General features: G+C 62.1%; 13 protein-coding genes. 7 read left to right on the top strand and 6 right to left on the bottom strand.

Annotated elements, in window-relative coordinates; translation table 11 throughout:
* Positions 1 to 2 precede the first annotated feature (2 nt).
* Genes EDC39_RS13860 through EDC39_RS13850 form a run of 3 tightly spaced genes read right to left on the bottom strand, consistent with a single transcriptional unit; the run spans position 3 to position 5,067 of the window.
* A complete protein-coding gene (locus EDC39_RS13860) occupies positions 3 to 515 on the bottom strand; it encodes a hypothetical protein (RefSeq protein ID WP_148896989.1) in 513 nt (170 codons plus the stop codon).
* The gene (locus EDC39_RS13855; RefSeq protein ID WP_148896988.1) at positions 512 to 4,222 is read right to left on the bottom strand and encodes a cyclic nucleotide-binding domain-containing protein; all 3,711 of its coding nucleotides are present in this window, start codon (positions 4,220 to 4,222) and stop codon (positions 512 to 514) included. Before EDC39_RS13855 ends, EDC39_RS13860 begins: the two co-directional genes overlap by 4 nt.
* Positions 4,219 to 5,067, bottom strand: a complete 849-nt coding sequence (locus EDC39_RS13850) for an N-formylglutamate amidohydrolase (RefSeq protein WP_148896987.1) — start codon at positions 5,065 to 5,067, stop codon at positions 4,219 to 4,221. The genes EDC39_RS13855 and EDC39_RS13850 overlap by 4 nt, the downstream gene beginning before the upstream one ends.
* A 229-nt stretch (positions 5,068 to 5,296) precedes the next feature.
* On the opposite strand from EDC39_RS13850, the gene EDC39_RS13845 reads away from it, so the two are divergent.
* The 6 genes from EDC39_RS13845 to EDC39_RS13820 all read left to right on the top strand — a co-directional run bounded on the left by EDC39_RS13845 (position 5,297) and on the right by EDC39_RS13820 (position 13,334).
* Positions 5,297 to 6,079 carry an HAD family hydrolase gene (locus EDC39_RS13845; protein WP_148896986.1) on the top strand — a complete coding sequence of 261 codons (783 nt, stop codon included), beginning with the start codon at positions 5,297 to 5,299 and terminating at the stop codon, positions 6,077 to 6,079.
* Between the two features lie 3 nt (positions 6,080 to 6,082).
* Positions 6,083 to 8,488: a glycoside hydrolase family 65 protein gene (locus EDC39_RS13840; protein ID WP_148896985.1), complete on the top strand. Its 2,406-nt coding sequence runs from the start codon at positions 6,083 to 6,085 to the stop codon at positions 8,486 to 8,488.
* A gap of 19 nt (positions 8,489 to 8,507) precedes the next feature.
* Positions 8,508 to 9,044 carry a DUF4136 domain-containing protein gene (locus EDC39_RS13835; RefSeq protein WP_148896984.1) on the top strand — a complete coding sequence of 179 codons (537 nt, stop codon included), beginning with the start codon at positions 8,508 to 8,510 and terminating at the stop codon, positions 9,042 to 9,044.
* A 75-nt stretch (positions 9,045 to 9,119) separates the two neighbouring features.
* Complete coding sequence (locus tag EDC39_RS13830) at positions 9,120 to 9,587, top strand: outer membrane lipoprotein (protein WP_148896983.1); 468 nt, start codon at positions 9,120 to 9,122, stop codon at positions 9,585 to 9,587.
* A 58-nt stretch (positions 9,588 to 9,645) separates the two neighbouring features.
* Complete coding sequence (nhaA, locus tag EDC39_RS13825; protein ID WP_148896982.1) at positions 9,646 to 10,878, top strand: Na+/H+ antiporter NhaA; 1,233 nt, start codon at positions 9,646 to 9,648, stop codon at positions 10,876 to 10,878.
* Between the two features lie 44 nt (positions 10,879 to 10,922).
* Positions 10,923 to 13,334 carry a mechanosensitive ion channel family protein gene (locus EDC39_RS13820; protein WP_148896981.1) on the top strand — a complete coding sequence of 804 codons (2,412 nt, stop codon included), beginning with the start codon at positions 10,923 to 10,925 and terminating at the stop codon, positions 13,332 to 13,334.
* A 199-nt stretch (positions 13,335 to 13,533) separates the two neighbouring features.
* Here EDC39_RS13820 and nrfD read toward each other — a convergent pair whose 3' ends face one another.
* Genes nrfD through EDC39_RS13805 form a run of 3 tightly spaced genes read right to left on the bottom strand, consistent with a single transcriptional unit; the run spans position 13,534 to position 16,081 of the window.
* Positions 13,534 to 14,808, bottom strand: a complete 1,275-nt coding sequence (gene nrfD / locus EDC39_RS13815; protein WP_148897005.1) for an NrfD/PsrC family molybdoenzyme membrane anchor subunit — start codon at positions 14,806 to 14,808, stop codon at positions 13,534 to 13,536.
* 26 nt (positions 14,809 to 14,834) lie between these two features.
* Positions 14,835 to 15,608, bottom strand: coding sequence for a 4Fe-4S dicluster domain-containing protein (locus EDC39_RS13810; RefSeq protein ID WP_148896980.1), 774 nt, complete (start codon positions 15,606 to 15,608; stop codon positions 14,835 to 14,837).
* Positions 15,609 to 15,610: 2 nt separating this feature from the next.
* Positions 15,611 to 16,081 carry a cytochrome c3 family protein gene (locus EDC39_RS13805; protein WP_148896979.1) on the bottom strand — a complete coding sequence of 157 codons (471 nt, stop codon included), beginning with the start codon at positions 16,079 to 16,081 and terminating at the stop codon, positions 15,611 to 15,613.
* 428 nt (positions 16,082 to 16,509) lie between these two features.
* Here EDC39_RS13805 and EDC39_RS13800 point away from each other — a divergent pair, with 428 nt between their 5' ends.
* Positions 16,510 to 18,321, top strand: a complete 1,812-nt coding sequence (locus EDC39_RS13800) for a hypothetical protein (protein WP_187426815.1) — start codon at positions 16,510 to 16,512, stop codon at positions 18,319 to 18,321.
* Positions 18,322 to 18,358 lie beyond the last annotated feature (37 nt).

The following is an 18,358-nucleotide window of genomic DNA, read 5'->3' as shown; positions in this document are numbered from 1 at the left end:
GGTCAGGATAGCCCGAGGCGCCTGGCGCCGGGGGGAGAAACCCAGAAGGCCAGCCGCCGACCGGCCTTTTCACTGTCGAAAGCCTTGATTCTGACCATGCCTCCCGCCAGCAGGATGCTGTTGATCGACGGGTTGGTTTCGGCCGCCAGAACGTAGAAGGGACGATCCCCGGCCTCTTCCGTCAGCCGGGTCGTCAGGGCCGTGGCGATGCCAGCTCCCTGCCGGTCGGGACTGACACAAGTATAGCCGCGTTCCAGAAAGCCATCCAGAACGAAACCGAGCCGAGCGCCCAGGTCCTGCAGATAGGCCGGCCGGGGGCGTTTCAGGCAGGAGACCCCGGCCAGGCGGCCGGCGACTTCGGCCCAGGCGATGCGGTAGGCCTTCTCCAGGTTGGCGCGCACCCTGCCGGGCGGTACCCGGCCGTGGCGGCGGATGAAGGCGGCCAGCATGTCCAGGCGGCTCTCGTCCAGCCTGTCCGGCGGCAGGCAGACAAGTTTTATCTCTGACGGCTTCAAGGGGGCGCTCCTTCGACTGTGTCGGCGGCGAGAACCTCGTCGAGCAGACGGCTCTGCAGGCGACTGAGCGCCTCGCAGCACTTGATGGCGATCACCGGATGTTCCAGCACGCTGGCGCGGAATTCCTCCGGCGGAATCCGCACCAGATGGCTGTCGGTTTCAGCCCGGATCACCAGCCCCTCGATATGCAGTTCGAAGAGGGATGCCAGGCCGAAATAGCTGCCCGGCCCCTTGCGCTGCAAGGGGTGCCGCTGCCGCGCCACGATCAATTCTCCCGACGCGACCAGGAAGAGGCCGGTTCCGTCGAGGTCGTTTTCCCGCAGTTCGGCCCCGGCTTTCAGGGTCTGTTCCCGGCCGACCATGGCCAGGGCGGTCAGCGGCCGGTTGTCGAGGTCGACGAAAAGGTCGATCTGGCGCAGCAGGCGCATGCGTTCGTAGAGAGAGCATTCGTCTTCGCTGCTGCAGTAGGACCCCTGCAGGGCGTAGATGTCGTCGCCGCGCTCGTCGTCGATGCGGCGCGGGGGGCGGTTCAGCCCCTGCAGCACGTCGCCGACCACCTTGGCCAGTCCCTTGGCGATTTTCAGCCCCAGTTCCGGATTCTGCAGGACGAGCTGATGAAAGGTCTCCCGGTCGATCTGGATCAGCAGGGTCCGGCCTCGTGCCACGGCGGCGAGCATCCGTTTCGGCGGCATGCCGAACATGACCGCGGCCCCGAACCAGTCGCCCGGGCCGATGCGGTGCAGTTCCCGTCCCGGGCCCTTGGCTTCGGGGTCCGTCCTGACAAAGGCGACTTCGCCTTCGACGGTCAGCAGCAGGCCCTTGTGCGGCCGTTCGGTACCGGCGATCACCTCGCCGTCGGCGCAGCGGATGACGGTCGATTTCCAGGCCGCGGCGGCGAGCTGGGCCGTGGTCAGTTCGGAAAAGAGATCGACGTGGCGGATGTTTTCGATACGGTCGACGAGACAGCTCAGGTCTTCCTCGTATGTCCCTTCGGCGGCAAGCAGGGCGTGCCGGGCGGCATGGGCCACCGCCGCCTTCCCTTCGGCGGCGAGTTTTTCGATGGTTTGTCTCCAGCCGGCCACTTCCTTCCAGCCGGCCAGGGATTCCAGCATCAGGACGACGGTGACCCAGTCGGTATCGTCCAGCATGTGGCCGAAGGTCGATTTTTCCGATCCCCTTCTCAGGCCGAGATGCCGATGGGCGAGACGGTACAGCTTTCTGTCCGGTGTCTCCTCGAGCAGGGGAAGAATCAGCCTGGCCAGACGGGGGGCGAGCAGCGATTCCAGGGCCTCCATGCCATCCTGGCGTTGCCGGAGCTCGGACGACTGCAGGGCGCGCCAGGCCGTTTCCAGCTGTCCGTTCTCGTCTCGTGCCACCAGCACCCGGATGGCGTTGGCCAGATGCTGCCGCCGCCGTTCTTCCAGGTGGCGCAGCAGCAGGCGGGAGGCGGCGTTCTGCGGCCTGTCGGCGACCGGGTCGCTCCAGAGCAGGGTCTGGTAGGCCTGGCGCAGCTGGTTGAGGCAGAAGCGGTAGAAGTCCTTGTCCTGCAGCTCGAGATGGGTGGCCACTTCGAACAGGCCGTCCCGGATCCAGCGGCTGTGGCTGGTCATGCGTTCGAGCAGCAGCGGATAGAGGGTGCGAGGAAGCTGTTCCAGCTTGCGCATCGCCAGCTTGCGGATCTTTTCGGCCGGATCGCCGAGGGCCTGGACAAGGCGAAGGGCCCCCGCCTCGTCTTCGGGAGACAGGGCGCTGACCGCCGCCTGCCGGACCAGGGGGTCGGCATGGCCGAGAAAGGGCAGAACCAGTTCGCCGCTCCGGCTGCCGGCGACTCTCGGCAGGGCGTAGAGAGCCAGAGCCAGTACCGAACGGTCCTGCTCCATCGTCAGGTGCGGTTCGAGCAGGGGCAGGTGACGGGGCTCGCCGTGCGCCTGCAGGGCGAGGAAGGCGGCCCGTCTCTTGCCGGGGTCCGGCGATTCGATCCAGGATGCGATCGTTCGGTCGAGGAGCTTGGGATCGTCCTTGGCCATCCAGCCGAGGAAGCAGGCCTTGACTTCGGAGATCTCGGCGATCCGGAATGTGGTTTCCTCTTCGTCCCCCGGCATGTCGGCGAAGACACGATGCGCCGTGCAGGCCAGGGCCAGCATCAGTTGCGGCTTGTGCGGATCGCGCAACGAAAGGAACAGGTCGAGGACCTCGCGGCCGGCATGTTCCGACAGCAGGGGCAGAAGCAGGATGCGGGTCTGGTCGTCGGTGCGCGGCAGCTTTTCGAGAATGGCCCGGTCGAGTTTTTCGGTGCAGCCCGCCTCCTTGAGCATTTCGGCGCACCAGCGCGCCTCCTCTCCCTCGGCGTCGCGCAACCGGTCGAGCAGGGTCTGTTCGAGGTTCTGTCCCTTGAACAGGATGCCGAATTCCCGTCCCATGCGGTGGAAGTCGGGCAGCGTCTGTTCGACCACTCGGGTGAGAATCGCCGGATAACTGCGTTTGAGCCGGAAGACCGCGGTGAGCCACAGTCCGCCGAAAACGAGGCCGTAAACGGCGAGGTAGCGGGGCGGCATGAACATGTTGCTGAACCAGAGCAGTCCCGAGCCGGCGAGGATGGCGATGCGGACGACGGTACCGCGCAGGAAGGGGCGCAGGATGGCCCTTTCCTCCGGCGAGAGCAGGCTGTAGAGGGCGGAAGCGGCCGGATTGTTGATCGCCCGACGAAGAACGCCCGCCGACAGGTTGCCGTAGACGGCGGAAGGGAGGTTGAATTTCAGCAGCAGGGCGGCAAAGACGAAAAGATAGTTGGCCGGATGGAACATGAGCGAGACCGCCAGGCCGAAACGGCCGTAGAGCCGGCCGGCCACCAGACTGAGCACCAGGGCGATGCCGTTCTGGATACTGCGGAAATAGCCGAAGAAGTTGATCAGCGACTTTTCGGCGGCGAAGGACATGTCGGCGATGTAGCTGAACTGGTAGTTGAGGATGGGGATGACCAGGTTCGGCAGCAGGGTGAGCAGGAGCAGGATTTTCGCCAGAGTCGAGCTGCGCAGCAGCGGGCCGACTTGGCGGAACTCTCCCAGCAGGGATATGTCACTGACCGGTGCCTGTCGTTGCCGGGAGGAGAGCATGACGGGAACGAACCGTCCGAGGGGCAGCGCGCAGACGGCGGCCAGCCCGGCCATCAGGGCAAAGACCAGCAGGAGTTGGTCGGTGGGCATCCAGTTGACGAGGACGGGGGTAGCCAGACTGCCGCAAATGGCGCCGAAGATGCCGCCGGAGGTAATCAGCGGAAAGAGACGCTTGGCCTGGCGGGCACTGAAAAGGTCGCTGGCCAGGTTCCAGAACAGAAAGGCCAGCAGCACGTTGTACTGGGTTTTCAGGATGTAGAGCAGGGGGTAGATGAGGCTGAACTGAAAGTTGACGGCCAGGCGCAGGGCGGCGGAGAGCAGGGCATAGCAAAGCAGGGTGCCGAAGAGGAGCCGGTTGCCCCGGACGCGTCCCAGGCGGCCGCCGAAAAAATTGAGCAGAACGAAGGTGACAATGGCGTTGATGGCGGTGATCTGGGGCAGGTACTCGACCCCGAACCGCTTGAGGAAGGTGGTTTCGGCATAATTGTTGAGCACGAAGCTGGCGATGTTGACCAGCAGGAGCACAAGGGCGCTCCAGACAAAAGGAGCGGCTTCGTCGTCCTGAATGGCCAGCCTGCGCAGCAACGACATCATGGCCCGTTGTCTCCCGGCCGCTTCCGGTGCTGTTGCCGGTAGCGGCGATAGAGGTCGTGCAGGGCTGCCGGCAGCTGAACGGCCAGGGCATCGTAAACGTTTCGGTTCAGTACGCCGCTGTGTTCATCGCAGTAGATTTTCTTCACTTCGAGACAGAGGGGCAGAACGTCGGGAAAACGACGGCCGAGCCAGTTGACAAAATGGCCGCGCCCCTGAAAGACATCGTTTTCCGCCACCCGGGTTGTTGTACCGGGCAGGTCGATCTGTTGCAGGCGGCGGAGAAGGAAGTCGAGCAGGGGACGGTGGCGCCGTTCGTCGATGGCTGCCGTGCCGAGATTGAACAGCGGGGTCGGGCGGTCGATTTTCGAGGCGTTGTAGGCATGCAGGTCGATGACCAGGCAGTGTCCGTGCCGCCGAACCAGACGGTCGATCAGGACTTCGGCCAGGCGGTAGAAGGCGCGGTGCCTGGCCTGGGCGCGCGCCGGATCGGGATGCGCTCCCTGGCGCCAGATTTTCCGGCCGAAGGCGACGGGATCGACGGCCTTTGCCGGCGAGCGGTTCAGGTCGTAGAAATAGCGGGATTCCCGACCGGCCAGAAGCACGGGCATGCCTTCGAGCAGGCCGGCGGTGTGGGGGTCTTCCTCGAACAGGCGTTCGGCCGGCGACAGGCGGCAGAGCGGTTCGAGATCGGAAGGGAAGGCGCTTCCGTCGTGCAGGGCGACGCAGACCAGCGGCAAGTCGCGGCGGACCCTGATTCGGGCGATGCCGCGGTAGTCAGTGTCGGAAAAGGTCTGTCCCTGCCGGATCTGCTGCAGAAGTCTGTCGGTCTGTTTGGCTTCGGACATGGATTGGTGGCTCGACGCTCTCGTCTTCTGTCCCCCGCAGGGGGCCGCATGGCCTCAATCTGCTCAAAGCATAGCAGGGATGATGGCGTGACTGTAGCGAAATTGACGGCTTTCGACAAAAAATGCCGCGGAAAGGGGGGCGGACTCTTGTCTCCCGGCCAAGGTCTGATATGCTCGATAAGGCATTGAATTTACTGATTCGATGCAGAAAACTACGGGAGGCGCAGATATGGACGGAGGAAACCCGAACCTGCCGGTCGACTGGGGCCGTTACCGGGCGGTGCTGTTCGATCTCGATGGCGTGCTGACGGCAACGGCCAAGATCCACGCCATCTGTTGGAAGCGGATGTTCGACTCTTTTCTGAAGCGGTGGGCGGCCGAGCGGAAGATGTCTTTCGAGCCCTTCGATTCGGTGCGGGATTACCATGAATATGTCGACGGCCGGTTGCGTTACGACGGCGTGCGCTCCTTTCTGGCGTCGCGCGGCATCGAATTGCCGGATGGCTCACCGGACGATTCCCCCGAACGGGAAACGGTCTGCGGCCTGGGCAATCGCAAGGACGCCATGGTAGGTGAGATTCTCGCCTCGGAACGAGTCGACGTCTTCGAGGGGTCGATCCGGCTGGTTCGCTGGCTGCGCCAACAGGGGCTGGCGACAGCTGTCGTTTCGGCCAGCAAGAACTGTCCGGCGGTGCTGCGCGCCGCCGGGATCGAGGATCTGTTCGACCAGCGTATCGACGGTCATGTTGCCAGCGATCTCGGACTGCCGGGCAAGCCGGCTCCCGACACCTACCTGAAGGCGGCGGAGCTGCTGTCGGTGCCGCCGGCCGAGGCGGTGGTGGTCGAGGACGCCATTTCCGGCATCGAGGCCGGCCGCAACGGTGGTTTCGGTCTGGTCATCGGCGTCGACCGGCAGGGCGACGCCGAACGGCTGGCCGCCGCCGGCGCCGATATCGTGGTTCGTGACTTGGTCGAGCTGCTGCCGGAATCCCTGTCGCAACAGGAGGCTTAGCCGATGATCCGCCACGAAACCCTCAACCCTCCCCAGCATCTCTACCCGATCAACGAGTGGAAGATCATCGAGACGGCCTATTACGAGCCGTTTCTCGCCCAGACCGAGACCCTGTTCGCCATCGGCAACGGCTATGTCGGCATGCGTGGCAACTATGAAGAGGGGCGTCCTTGCTTCCAGAACGGCACCTTCATCAACGGCTTCCACGAGACCTGGCCGATCGTCTACGGCGAAAAGGCCTACGGTTTCGCCAAGACCGGCCAGACCATGCTCAATGTCACCGACGCCAAGCAGATCAAGCTCTATGTCGATGACGAACCCTTCTTCCTGCCGACCGCCAGTCTGCAGCTCTACGAGCGGGTACTCGACATGCGTGCCGGTACCCTCGACCGGGAGATCCTCTGGGAAACCGCTTCCGGCAAGCGGGTGCTGATCGAGAGCCGGCGACTGGTCTCACTGCAGCATCGGCATGTGGCGGCCATCTCCTATCAGGTGACGGTACTCAATGCCGAGGCTCCGGTGGTGATCTCCTCGAAGATATCGGGCAACCAGACCAACCAGGTGGGAGAAGAAGATCCGCGGCAGGCACGGGGGTTCTCGCACCAGGTGATGATCCCCCAGGTGCACCGAAATCGCGACTGGCGGCTGCTGCTGGCGCACCGGGTGGCCAACAGCGGCATGACCATCGCCTGCGGTGTCGACCACCAGCTGATCACCGACTGTCAGTACGAAGCGAAGGCCGAACGCTTCGACGAAGGGAGCAAGGTGGTCTTCTGTGTCGACGCCCGTCCGGGACAGCCTATTCAGCTGTTCAAGTTCATCACCTATCACAGTTCGCGCAGCGCCCCCTGTGAGGAGCTGTGCGAGCGGGCCGAGCGGACCCTCGACCGGTCGATGCGCGACGGCTTTGACAGCCTGCTCAAGGGACAGCGCAGCTTTCTGGACGATTTCTGGTCGCGCAGCGATGTCGAGGTCGAGGGCGATCCGGCTCTGCACCACCGGCCGCCGGGAGAACTGCAACAGGCCCTGCGCTGGAATCTGTTCCAGATTTTGCAGGCCTCGGCCCGGGCCGAGGGGACGGGGATTCCTGCCAAGGGGCTGACCGGCCAGACCTACGAGGGGCACTATTTCTGGGACACGGAGATCTACGTCCTCCCCTTTTTGACCTACACGGCGCCACGGGTGGCGCGCAACCTGCTCAAGTTCCGGCACTCGATGCTCGACAGGGCGCGGCAGCGGGCGCGTGAGGTCAACCAGAAGGGCGCGCTCTTCCCCTGGCGGACGATCAACGGCGAGGAGGCCTCGGCCTATTACGCCGCCGGCACGGCCCAGTACCACATCAATGCCGATATCGTCTATGCCCTGAAAAAGTATGTCGAGGCGTCCGGCGATATCTCCCTGCTCTACAACGAAGGGGCGGAAATCCTGGTCGAAACCGCCCGGCTCTGGTATGACCTGGGCTTTTTCAACCCGCGGCTGAACGGGCAGTTCTGCATCCACGGCGTCACCGGGCCGGACGAATACACCACCGTGGTCAACAACAACACCTACACCAACCTGATGGCGCGTCTCAATCTGCTCTATGCCGCCGAGACGGTCACCCACATGCGGCAGGAGGCGCCGGACTATTACGCGACGCTGGTTCATCGCACCGGCCTGCGCGACGAAGAGATCGCCGACTGGGCGGAAGCGGCGGCGAAGATGTACATCCCTTACGACGAGGAGACGGGGATTCACCCCCAGGACGACAACTTTCTCGATCGCGAGATCTGGGATCTCGCCAGTACGCCCAAGGACAAATTTCCGCTGCTGCTCTATCATCACCCGCTGGTCATCTATCGCCATCAGGTGATCAAGCAGGCCGACATCGTGCTGGCCATGTTTCTGCTCGGCAGTGAATTCTCCCCGGAGGAAAAACGCCGCAATTTCACCTATTACGATCCTCTGACCACGGGTGATTCATCGCTTTCGGCCTGCATTCAGAGCATTGTCGCTGCCGAGATCGGCGACATGGAAAAGGCCCTGCATTACGCCCGCTACGCCATTTTGATGGACCTGGCCGATGTCGGCGGCAATGTGCGGGACGGGTGCCACATCGCCTCCATGGGGGGCACCTGGATGGTAATGGTCTACGGTTTTGCCGGCATGCGGGACGAGCAGGGCGAGATCACCTTCCGTCCCCATCTGCCGCCGGCGATCCGGCGGTTGCGTTTTCATCTGCAGGTCCGGGGGCAGCAACTGACCGTCGAGATGGACCACGAAGAGGTTATCTACCTGCTGCGGGATGGCCGCTCCCTCGATATCCGCCACTGCAGTCAGGCCGTGACCCTGATTCCGGGGCAGCCGGTGCGCTTGCCCATCGGCATGGAGGACTGTTTGGACAAGGAGCGGGCCACCGGTGGACGCTGAACAGAGCAAGGGGGGTTACATGCGATCATTGTTTATGTTTCTGATTCTGGCGGTCTGCTGGTTGCCCGCTGGCTGCAGTACCCAGCCGCACTATCAGCACAACTACAGTCCGACCACCGATTTTTCCCGCTTCAAAACCTGGATGTGGGATGATGGCCATCCGATGCTGGTCGACCGGCTGGTAGGGGAAGATCCGGTTGAAAGACTGGTGCGACGTACGGTCGCGGCAGAGCTTGAGGCTCGTGGGTTGAAGCTGGTACAGAACAATCCCGATCTGCTGGTTCATTATCGCGGCAACATCTTCCGGCGTGTCGCCGACACGCCGGGGGCCACCGGCTACAGCTCTCAGATCGCGTGGGAGAAGAATGATGCCGGAAGCTGGTTGCGTCGTTCGTCACGCGTGGCGGTGTTGAGTCTTTTCATGCTCGACGGCAGGACTAGGAAGACAGTCTGGACGGCGACCGGCCGGGAGCCGGTCGAGGATCGGCGGGACGCTATGCGCAAGCTGACGGGCGTGATCCGAACCCTGCTGGGGGCGTTTCCGCCGGGGCGCTGATCCTGCTGTTTGCGGACAGAGCTGTTATGCTGGAAGCAGGCAGCTGGATGCAAGAAAGGAAAAAGGGGAAAGATGATGAATAAAACCCTTGCGATAACGCCCGTAGCGCTCGGTATTGTCCTGGCGCTGATTTTGGTCGGTTGTGCGCCGAGCACCTCCGGCAAGGTCTATTCGCGCGATCAGACGCGCATCAGCCATTCGGTCTATTACGGTACCGTTCTGCGTGCCGAGCCGGTAACCATCGAAGGAACGCAATCCGGGGCCGGTACCCTTGCCGGCGGCGCCCTTGGCGGCGTGCTCGGCAGTTCGGTCGGGTCCGGCTCCGGTCGCAGTCTGGCGGTGGTCGGTGGTGCCATCGCCGGCGCGGTGGCCGGCTCCATTGCCGAGAAGAAGGCGACTACCGTTCCCGGCATCGAACTCGAAGTCGAACTCGACAATGGAGAGATCATCGTTGTCGTTCAGGAGGCGGACGATGTCTACAGGGTCGGCGACCGGGTACGGGTGATCAAGGACGCCCGGGGCACGACCCGGATACGCCAGTAATCTTCTTGGCCCCGTGGACAGCGGGGCTGTCCCCGTCCTGCCGGTTCGGAGTCTTTTCATGCCTTCCAGGCTTAATGAGTTTCTGCAAAAGGAATCGTCTGTCGGCATCCTTTTGATGCTGGCGACGGCGTTGGCGATGATGTTCGCCAACAGTCCGTTGCAGACGCTGTACGACTACATCCTGGCCACTCCCTTCGAGGTGCGTCTTGGCCGGCATTTCCACATCGCCAAGCAGCTGTTGTTGTGGATCAACGACGGCCTGATGGCGGTCTTTTTTCTGCTGATCGGTCTCAAGGTCAAGCGCGAAGTCATGGTCGGCCAGCTTTCCAGTCGGGCTCAGATTGCCCTGCCCGGCATCGCCGCTCTGGGCGGCATGGTGGTTCCGGCCCTCTGCTACGTGCTGATCAATGTCGGCGATGTCTCGGCGCTCAACGGCTGGGCGATTCCGGCCGCCACCGACATCGCCTTCGCTCTCGGTGTCCTGGCCCTGCTCGGTGACCGGGTGCCGTCGTCGCTGAAGGTTTTTCTGCTTGCCCTGGCGATCATGGATGATGTGGGGGCGATCGTCATTATCGCCTTCTTCTATTCCGGGGATTTGTCCGTCGGCATGCTGGTGATGTCTGCTGCCTGCCTGCTGGTTCTTTTTCTGCTCAACCGGTTTCATGTCGAGCGGATGGCGGCGTACATCACCGTCGGGGTCTTTTTGTGGATTTTCGTTCTCAAATCGGGGGTGCATGCCACCCTGGCCGGAGTGGTGCTGGCCTTTGCCATGCCGCTGAAAAGCCGCCGGGATGGAAATCACTCTCCCGCGGGCAAGCTGGAGCACGACCTGCATCCCTGGGTCAACTTTCTGATTCTGCCGGTTTTCGCTTTTGCCAACGCCGGCATCCCCCTGGCGGGCATGGGGCTGGGCGATCTGTTCCACTCGGTGCCGCTTGGCATCATGGTCGGGCTGGTGGCCGGCAAGCTGGTGGGGGTTTACGGCAGCTCAATTTTTGCCATCAGGGCCGGACTGGCCCGGTTCCCCGAGGGGGTGACAAAGCGTCATCTGCTCGGCGTGGCTGCCCTCTGCGGCATCGGTTTCACCATGAGTCTGTTCATCGGCGGGCTGGCCTTCGAACATGTCGGCGGCAACGCCGAAGACTACCTGCTCAGCCACCGACTCGGCATACTGAGCGGCTCGCTCATTGCCGGCCTGCTCGGCTGCTGCATCCTGTTGAGCGCCGGAAAGATTCCCGCCGCCGGCGGGACTGAAGTTCAGGCGCCGGTGGCTTCCGACCAGGCGGCGTGAGCCGCCGATGAACGGCCGATTGGCCCACAATACGTAAAGAAGGCATGATCCTGAAGCGTGTAATCCTGTTTCTGCTGCTGGTGACCGTCTGGCTGCCCGGCTCTTTGTTGGCTGCCGAACCGGCCACCGCCGAGCATTCTGAACCGGCTTTTCCGGGCATCAGCGAGCTGGGCGCCCGTCAGGCCCAGGTTGTTGAGCTGCTGCGACAGGCCGACGCCAGGGTGCGGTCGCTGACCGAGCTGGAAGGACTGGCCGAGCAGTTGGCCCGAAGCGAGGCGGCCATCGAAGAGCTGCGGCAGAAGGTGGCGGCCATGGGCGATCCGCAGGACTGGTATGTCGACCGGCTGTTGCAGGTCAACAACGAATACCGGCTGCGGGACCGGGAGCTGGCAGCGCTGCAGCAGGAGCTGACCGGGCGCCAACAGGCGGTGGAGGAGCTCCGGCAGAAGATCAGCACCGAAATCGCTTTCTGGAAAGAGTGGCGGGCGGAGCTGAAACGGCAGAAGGAGAAGGTGCCCGACAAGACTTTCCGCCAGGTTGCCGGAGAACTGACTCGTTTCGATGCTGGCCTGCAGAAGGTTTCGGCCGCCATTCTGGCCTTGCAGGAAAAGGTGGTCGCCAGGCAGAAGGCGGTCGGCAAGGATCTCGACAGGTTCTCCCTGGCGCTGGAAAAACTGCGCAAGGCGACCTTCCGCAAGAACGCTCCCTCTTTCGTCAGTCCCGATTTCTACGTTCAGCTCAAGCCGGAACTGTTCGCCGCCGTTCGCACCGGACTGACAAATGCGCTGGCCGTCGACCGGCAGTATCTGAAAGAGAATGCCTGGCGGTTCGGGTTGATGTTCCTCACCCTGCTGGCCAGCGGCATTCTCATCCGCACCTATCGCAGCCATTTTCTGCAGACCAGGGAATGGATCTTCTTTCTTCGGCATCCTTGGTCGGCGGGTGGTTTTGTGGCCGTGGTTGTCTTTGCGCCCCTCTTTCCGGCGCCGCCGCCCCTGGTCCGCTTCGCCTTCCTCGGCTGGGGGGTGCTGTCCGCCACTCGCCTGGCCGCCTCGCTGCTGGAGAACCGGCGCCAGGCACGGGTGCTGATGCTGGCGGCGCTGATGCTGCTGTTGACCACGGCCTTTCGCTTCATGGCCCTGCCGCAGCCTCTCTACCGGATCTACATCGCTTTTCTGGCGTTGCTGGCCATCCCCCTGCTGGTCTGGCAGGTCAGGGTCTCCCGCATCGCCCGAAAGGAAGGCGGAGGGCGGTTCTTTCGTGTCCTGCTGTGGACGGCCCTTGTCGTTCTTTGCGTTTCGCTGCTCAGCCAGGTCAGCGGTTACATGAACTTTTCCTTCTGGTTGCTGCAGGCGACCTTCGAAACCGGTATGGTGTTCCTTTTCGCCACCATGGCCCTGCGCATCGGCAAGGGAGGAATCGCCTTTTTGCTCGGGCGGATGGAAAAGGCCCGCAAACCCTTCTTCCGGGAGTTCGCGGGGGAACTGGCGATCCGGCTCGAACGCCTGCTGCGGCTGGCGGTGGCCTGCTACAGTCTGCTCTACCTCCTCCCTGTCTGGCGGGTGTTCGGATCGATCGGCGAGGCGTACGACTTTTTTGCCGAACTGAACGTCACCCTGGGCACGGCCGAAATCTCCTTCCGCATGGTGCTGCTGGCGACCCTCTCGCTTTATCTTTCGCTGCAGATCTCCTGGTTGTTGCAGGCGCTATCCGAAATCCAGGTTTTCGCTCCCAGGGGAGTCGATCGCGGTGTGCGGGACGCGGTCAAGAAGCTGATGCACTACGGCGTGGTGCTGATCGGTTTCCTCTTTGCCCTGAGCAGTCTTGGCATGAGCCTGCAGAACTTCGTGGTGGTTCTCGGCGCCCTGGGCGTCGGCATCGGTTTCGGCCTGCAGGACATGGTCAACAACTTTCTTTCCGGCCTGATCCTGCTCTTCGAGCGGCCGATCAAGGTCGGTGACTTCATCGTCGTCAACAACGAGTGGGGAGACATCAAGAAGATCGGTCTGCGCTCGACGGTGGTGGAGACCATCGACCATGCGGAGATCATCGTTCCCAATTCCCAGCTGATTTCCGAAAAGGTGACCAACTGGACCCTCTCTTCCCGGGTCGCCCGGCTGGTGGTGCCGATTGGTGTGGCCTATGGCAGCGATGTGCCGCTGGTGATGAAGATTTTGACCGAGGTCGCCACTGAGCACCCCGACACGGTGACCGATCCGCCGCCGAGCATTCTGTTTATCGCCTTCGGGGAGAGTTCCCTCGACTTTGAAATCCGGGTTTTCGTTCGTGATATCGCGTCGCGCTTCCGCATTCGCAGCGAAATTTTGCAGCAGATCGATACCCGCTTCCGCGAGTCCGGCGTCGAGATTCCCTTTCCGCAGCGTGATCTGCACCTGCGTTCGGTCGATGGTGGCTTGGTCGATGCGCTGCGGCCGGACGTCCCGCTCCGCGACTGACGCGCCGCGTCCGGCAACTGCAAAAGGCCGTTTGCGGATCATCCCATTCCCCGGCATTCGACTTACGGTTCAAAATCCTCATGCCTCGTCAGTCGGCGGCCTTGTCCCCAAATCACTGTATGTCGCCAGGCTGGTCAGTCTTCCAATAAAAAACCCCGCCGGAGGGCGGGGTTTTTTATTGTGGTCAGGTGCCGGCTCTTCAGTGGGCTTCTTCTTCGGAGTAGAAGGCCGGGAAGATCATGTTGAGGAAATAGAAGATGACGAACGGGGTGACGGCGACCATCAGGGCGCCTCCCAGCCCTTCCTTGAAGGTCTCCAGGCTGTACGGGATGATCGGCAGCTGATAGTGCATGAAGCCGGCGAACGACAGCGAGAAGGCCTGGCCGCCGATGACGACGTTCCAGCGCATCATCAGCACGCCGAACAGGACCAGGATGCTGGCGAGACAGGCCCGCCTGGTGGTCAGCCCCGGCAGGAGCAGCATCAGGAAGGGCAGGGCGTTGCCGATGCCGTACTGGAGAATGAAGATCTTGACGAAATCGTGCTCGTAGATCACCTGGCGCAGGATGTCCCAGGATTTGACCGCCGTGTAGCCGCGGAAGATGATGTCGAGCAGCTCCAGGGTGATGGCCAGGGTCATGAAGATCAGCAGGTACTTGGAGGTCATGCGGGTTTCGTAGGTCTGGACGTCCCGCAGCTGAGCATCGGAGATCTCCATGGTGCCGGCGACCTGCTCCGGAATGAAGAAGGTCTTGCCCCGCTTCAGGGCCCAGCGCCGCAGCCACATGAAGATGGCGTAGCAGAGGATGCAGAGGGCGATGCCGGAGACGACGGCCGACATGATGAAGATGACCGGCATCAGCGGGGTCATCCAGAGGGCGTTGGCCTTGACCGAGCCGAAGATGAAGCCGGCGTAGCCGTGCAGGAAGCAGGCGACCGGAATGCCGAGGCCGGCCAGGAACTTGATCGCCTTGTGGTCGGCTTCCAGCGCTTCCGGGCTGATGTCGCGGGCGCCGAGAGAGATGACCTTGTAGATCATCAGCATCAGGCTCTCGATGCCGCGCCGCTGCTTCTTTTCCAGCCGCTCGATGCTCTCGACGATGAACTTGCGGTAGACGAACCAGATCTCGGAGGCGACGATGCATCCGTAGGTCAGGAAGACGATGCCGAAGGCGGAGATGGCCGAGGTAAAGTGCGGGGTCATCATGACGTGGATGCCCCGTAACGGCTGCTGCAGGTGCAGCATCAACGGCATCATCGCCACCGGCAGCAGGGCGAAGGAGAAAACCAGGGCGAACCTGGCGATCTCCTTGAGTTTCTCCACGCCGAAGACGTGATACAGCGAGGAGAGGACGAAGGCACCGGCAACCAGACCGGTCATGTAGGGGTAGAGGACGATCTGAATCGACCAGTAGACGTATTCGTTGGGGAGAACAAAGAGGTCCTTGATCGTCCAGGCCTCACCATGAACCATCATATGGGCAACCTGCTCAACCATGACTAGTGCACCTCCTTGTTCAGTCCAATGTAATAGACGTTGGGTTTGGTTCCGTATTCGTCACGCAGTATGCCGACCCGGCCGTTGAGGACCTCCTTGGCCACCGGGTCGTTCGGGTCGCGCAGGTTGCCGATGCGGCGGGCGCCGAAGGGGCAGGCCTGGGCGCAGGCGGTGTTGCCGCCCTTGGTTATGCGGTGGTAGCAGAAAGTGCACTTGTCGGCGGTATGGACCACCGGGTGGAAGAAGCGAACGCCGTAGGGGCAGCCCATGATGCAGTAGCCGCAGCCGATGCACCATTTGCGATCGACCAGCACGACGCCGTCGGCGGTCGAGTAGGTGGCACCGACCGGGCAGACCTGCACGCAGGCGGGCAGGGTACAGTGGTTGCACAGTTTGGGGACGAAGAAGCCCTGGGCGATCTCCTTGTCGCGCAACAGCCGGGGGCCCGACTCGCCCTGGTCGACCAGCTTGCTGGTGAACCCGTCGCGGGCGCCCTTGGGTGAATCCTTGACCACCTCGCCGCTTTTCATGATCACGTAGCGCTCGACCCAGGTACGGGTGACGTTGGCGTCGTAGGGGATGTCGTTTTCCAGCTTGCAGGCCTTGACGCACATCCCGCAGCCGACGCACTTGTAGGTATCGACCAGAAATCCCCAGCGCAGGTCAGGCCGGGAAGCGAGCACCTCCTTGGGGTCGACCAGCTCCAGGGCCGACAGTGAAACCGAGGCCCCGGTAATGAAGACCGCCGTGTTTTTCAGAAAATCACGTCTCTTCATGGTTACATATCCTCCAGGCTCGGGTTGTGCGGGTTGTGGCACTCACTGCATTCCATCCCCGTGTTGTGAGTGTTCGGGTCGATGCCGGGAATGTCATTACGGCCGCTGGAGGGCATAAAGAGTTTGCTGTGGCAGCGAATGCAGAGCTCGCGGCTGCGGTTGACCACCAGTTTTTCCGGATCTTCAGGATGGTTGCGGGCCGGTCCGTGGCAGTCCTCGCAGGGAATCATCTCGTGCTGGGAGGACGAAATGCTGGCGACCTTGTCGTCATGGCACTCGTTACAGTATTCGGTTCCCTTGTACTTGGCGGGAAAGTCCTTCCATTCCTGCTCGTTGGAAAGTCGATGGAAACCGAAGGTGAAGCCCTGATCCTGAATGCCGAAGTCGTCAGGAACGTAGAAGAACCGGAACAGCAAGAGCAAGACCACGATGCCTATGACCACGTAGAGTGGTCGCCAAACATGTCCTTTCACGTCGGTACCCCCTGTCAGAGTTGATAATAAAACACTGTTACCTTTAGCACTGTGCCCAATCCCTGTCAACAGGAAAATGGGATAAAGGCTTTGTTATAAAAGGCAATTGCGGTTTCTTGCGAATTGTCACGGATTTGATAAAATGAGCAGGTGCTCACAATATGAAAAATGGCTGGCAATTAAATAAAAAACCGTTATAGTTTTATGGAGTGTTTTTTGGCATAATTGTACCAAAATTCTGAATCTCTCGTTGATGGTGGCGCTGCCGGTGCTGGCCGAAAACCGAGACTTGCCGCCGGTTGTGGTGCCTTTGTTCTTTCCGGATGCGCATCATGGGATGTTGCCGCCATGTCCTGCGCAGGGCCTCCGGCGGCAGTATCCGATTGCCGTATCCAGATATCATTCCCGCAGGAGGAAGGGAGGCTGGAATGAAAGAATGTGAGCAGAGCCTCGAGACGCGGGTCGCGCGTCTCGAGCAGCAGCTGGAAGCTGTCCAGAAACGCCTGGCGCTGTTTGAAAGCGGTCTGGATGCCGATGCGCTCAAGGCGCTGCACGCCAGGGCCGAGGAAGAAGAGGGCCGGCAGAAGGTCGCTTCCGGCCTGCTGGGCTGGATCGGCAAGGAGTCCTTTCTGCCGCGGGTGGCAACAATCTCTTTCATTATGGTCATGGCCCTGGCCCTGCGGACGGCGACCGACAATCACCTGATCAACCAGCAGGTTGGTACCCTTTTCGGCGTCAGTTATGCCGCGTTGCTGATCCTGATCGGCTGGTTCCTCTATGGCCGTGGCAACGACAAGGCCCCGGTCTTTACCGGCGCCGGCGCCTTTCTGTTGTCGTTGATCGTTGTCGAGACCCAGGCGCATTTCAAGACCCTGACGCCGGTTCCTGCCTATTTCATTCTCATGATGATGGGGGCGACGCTGGCCGCCCAGAGCCAGCGGTTCCAGAAGCCCGGGCCGGTGATCATCGGCACCCTCGGCATGTGCCTGGCGGGAGCCGCCATCGACTATCCCACACCGCTCTTCTCCTACCTGGCGCCGCTGCTGCTGCTGGCCAATGTGCTGGCGTTCCACGCTTCGCGGATGAAGAAATCGTCCTGGCTGCGCTGGTTCGTTTTCGGGCTGACGGTGATGATCGCCCAGGTCTGGGCCATGCGGCTCGGAATGTATCTGTTCGCCGACCAGGTGCCGCCGGAGCCGCTGGCCGAAAACTGGTTCTTCCCTCTGGTCGGCATCTTCGGTCTCGGTTTCATCTTCAGTTCTTTCTTCAGCCTTTGGCGTACCGGCGAAGGGCCTATCACGGTGTTTGACAACCTGGTGCCGAGCCTGACGGTGATCTGGGTCGTCTGGTCGTCACATTATGTTCTGGAGCGGGGTGGTTCGAGCTTCTTCGGTCTCGGCGTTACCGGGACCCTGGCCGCGCTGCTCTGTTATTTTCTTATTCACATGCTGGCCCAGCGCCGCATCAAGTACACCCCGGGCGGAACGACCCTGAGTATGGCGGGCAGTCTGCTGCTGGTTCTCTGTCTGCCCCTGGCCACCGGCAATCTGGTGACGGCCGCCGCCGTCTTTTCCGGAGTGGCGGTCTGGCTGGCCCGCATGAGCGTCAGGTGGCACAATTCCGGGGTGCGCTGGGTCTCCTACCTGCTGCAGATCACCTCGGGTGTCAGCTTGGTCGTGGCCCTGAACCAGCATCCGGACGGCAAGAATCTGCTGGTCACCCTGGCCGGAACCGGGCTGGTGGCCATTGGCGGTCTCTATCACTATTCCTGGTCGCGGAAGTTTCCGCCCTTGCGCATCGGCAGGGTCTTCGGCCGGCTGGATCCCACGGATCGCAGCGCCGCCCTGGTCCTTCTGTCCGGACTGTCGGCCGGTTTCTTCCAGGCGCGCGGCCTGCTCTACTGGGGGCTGCACCAGATCCACGGCAACCAGTTCGAGACTTTTGTCTGCCTGCAGTCGGTGCTGATCAACAGCGCCATCGCCGTCCTCATGGTCCTGGCCTGGAAGCGTAACAGCCGTGAGCTGAAAAACGTCGCCATCCTGGTGACCCTGCTGGCGGCATTCAAGGTGTTCATGATCGACCTGCTCAGCACCAGGGGGGTGCCGCTGGTGCTCAGTGTCTTTTCCTTCGGCCTGGTGGCATCGGTCGAGTCTGTGGTTCTGACCCGCTGGCAGAAGCTCGACGCCGAGGGTGTCGATAAAGATGTTCCGGGCGATGGAGAGATGGAACGTCAGGGCTGAGAAAAGAGAAGAAACGAAAAAGGCGCCGCGTTGCGGC

This window comes from Geothermobacter ehrlichii (assembly GCF_008124615.1).
GTDB lineage: Bacteria > Desulfobacterota > Desulfuromonadia > Desulfuromonadales > Geothermobacteraceae > Geothermobacter > Geothermobacter ehrlichii.
Note: the sequence above shows the minus strand (reverse complement) of the source record. Positions and strands in the feature narration are given on the sequence as shown.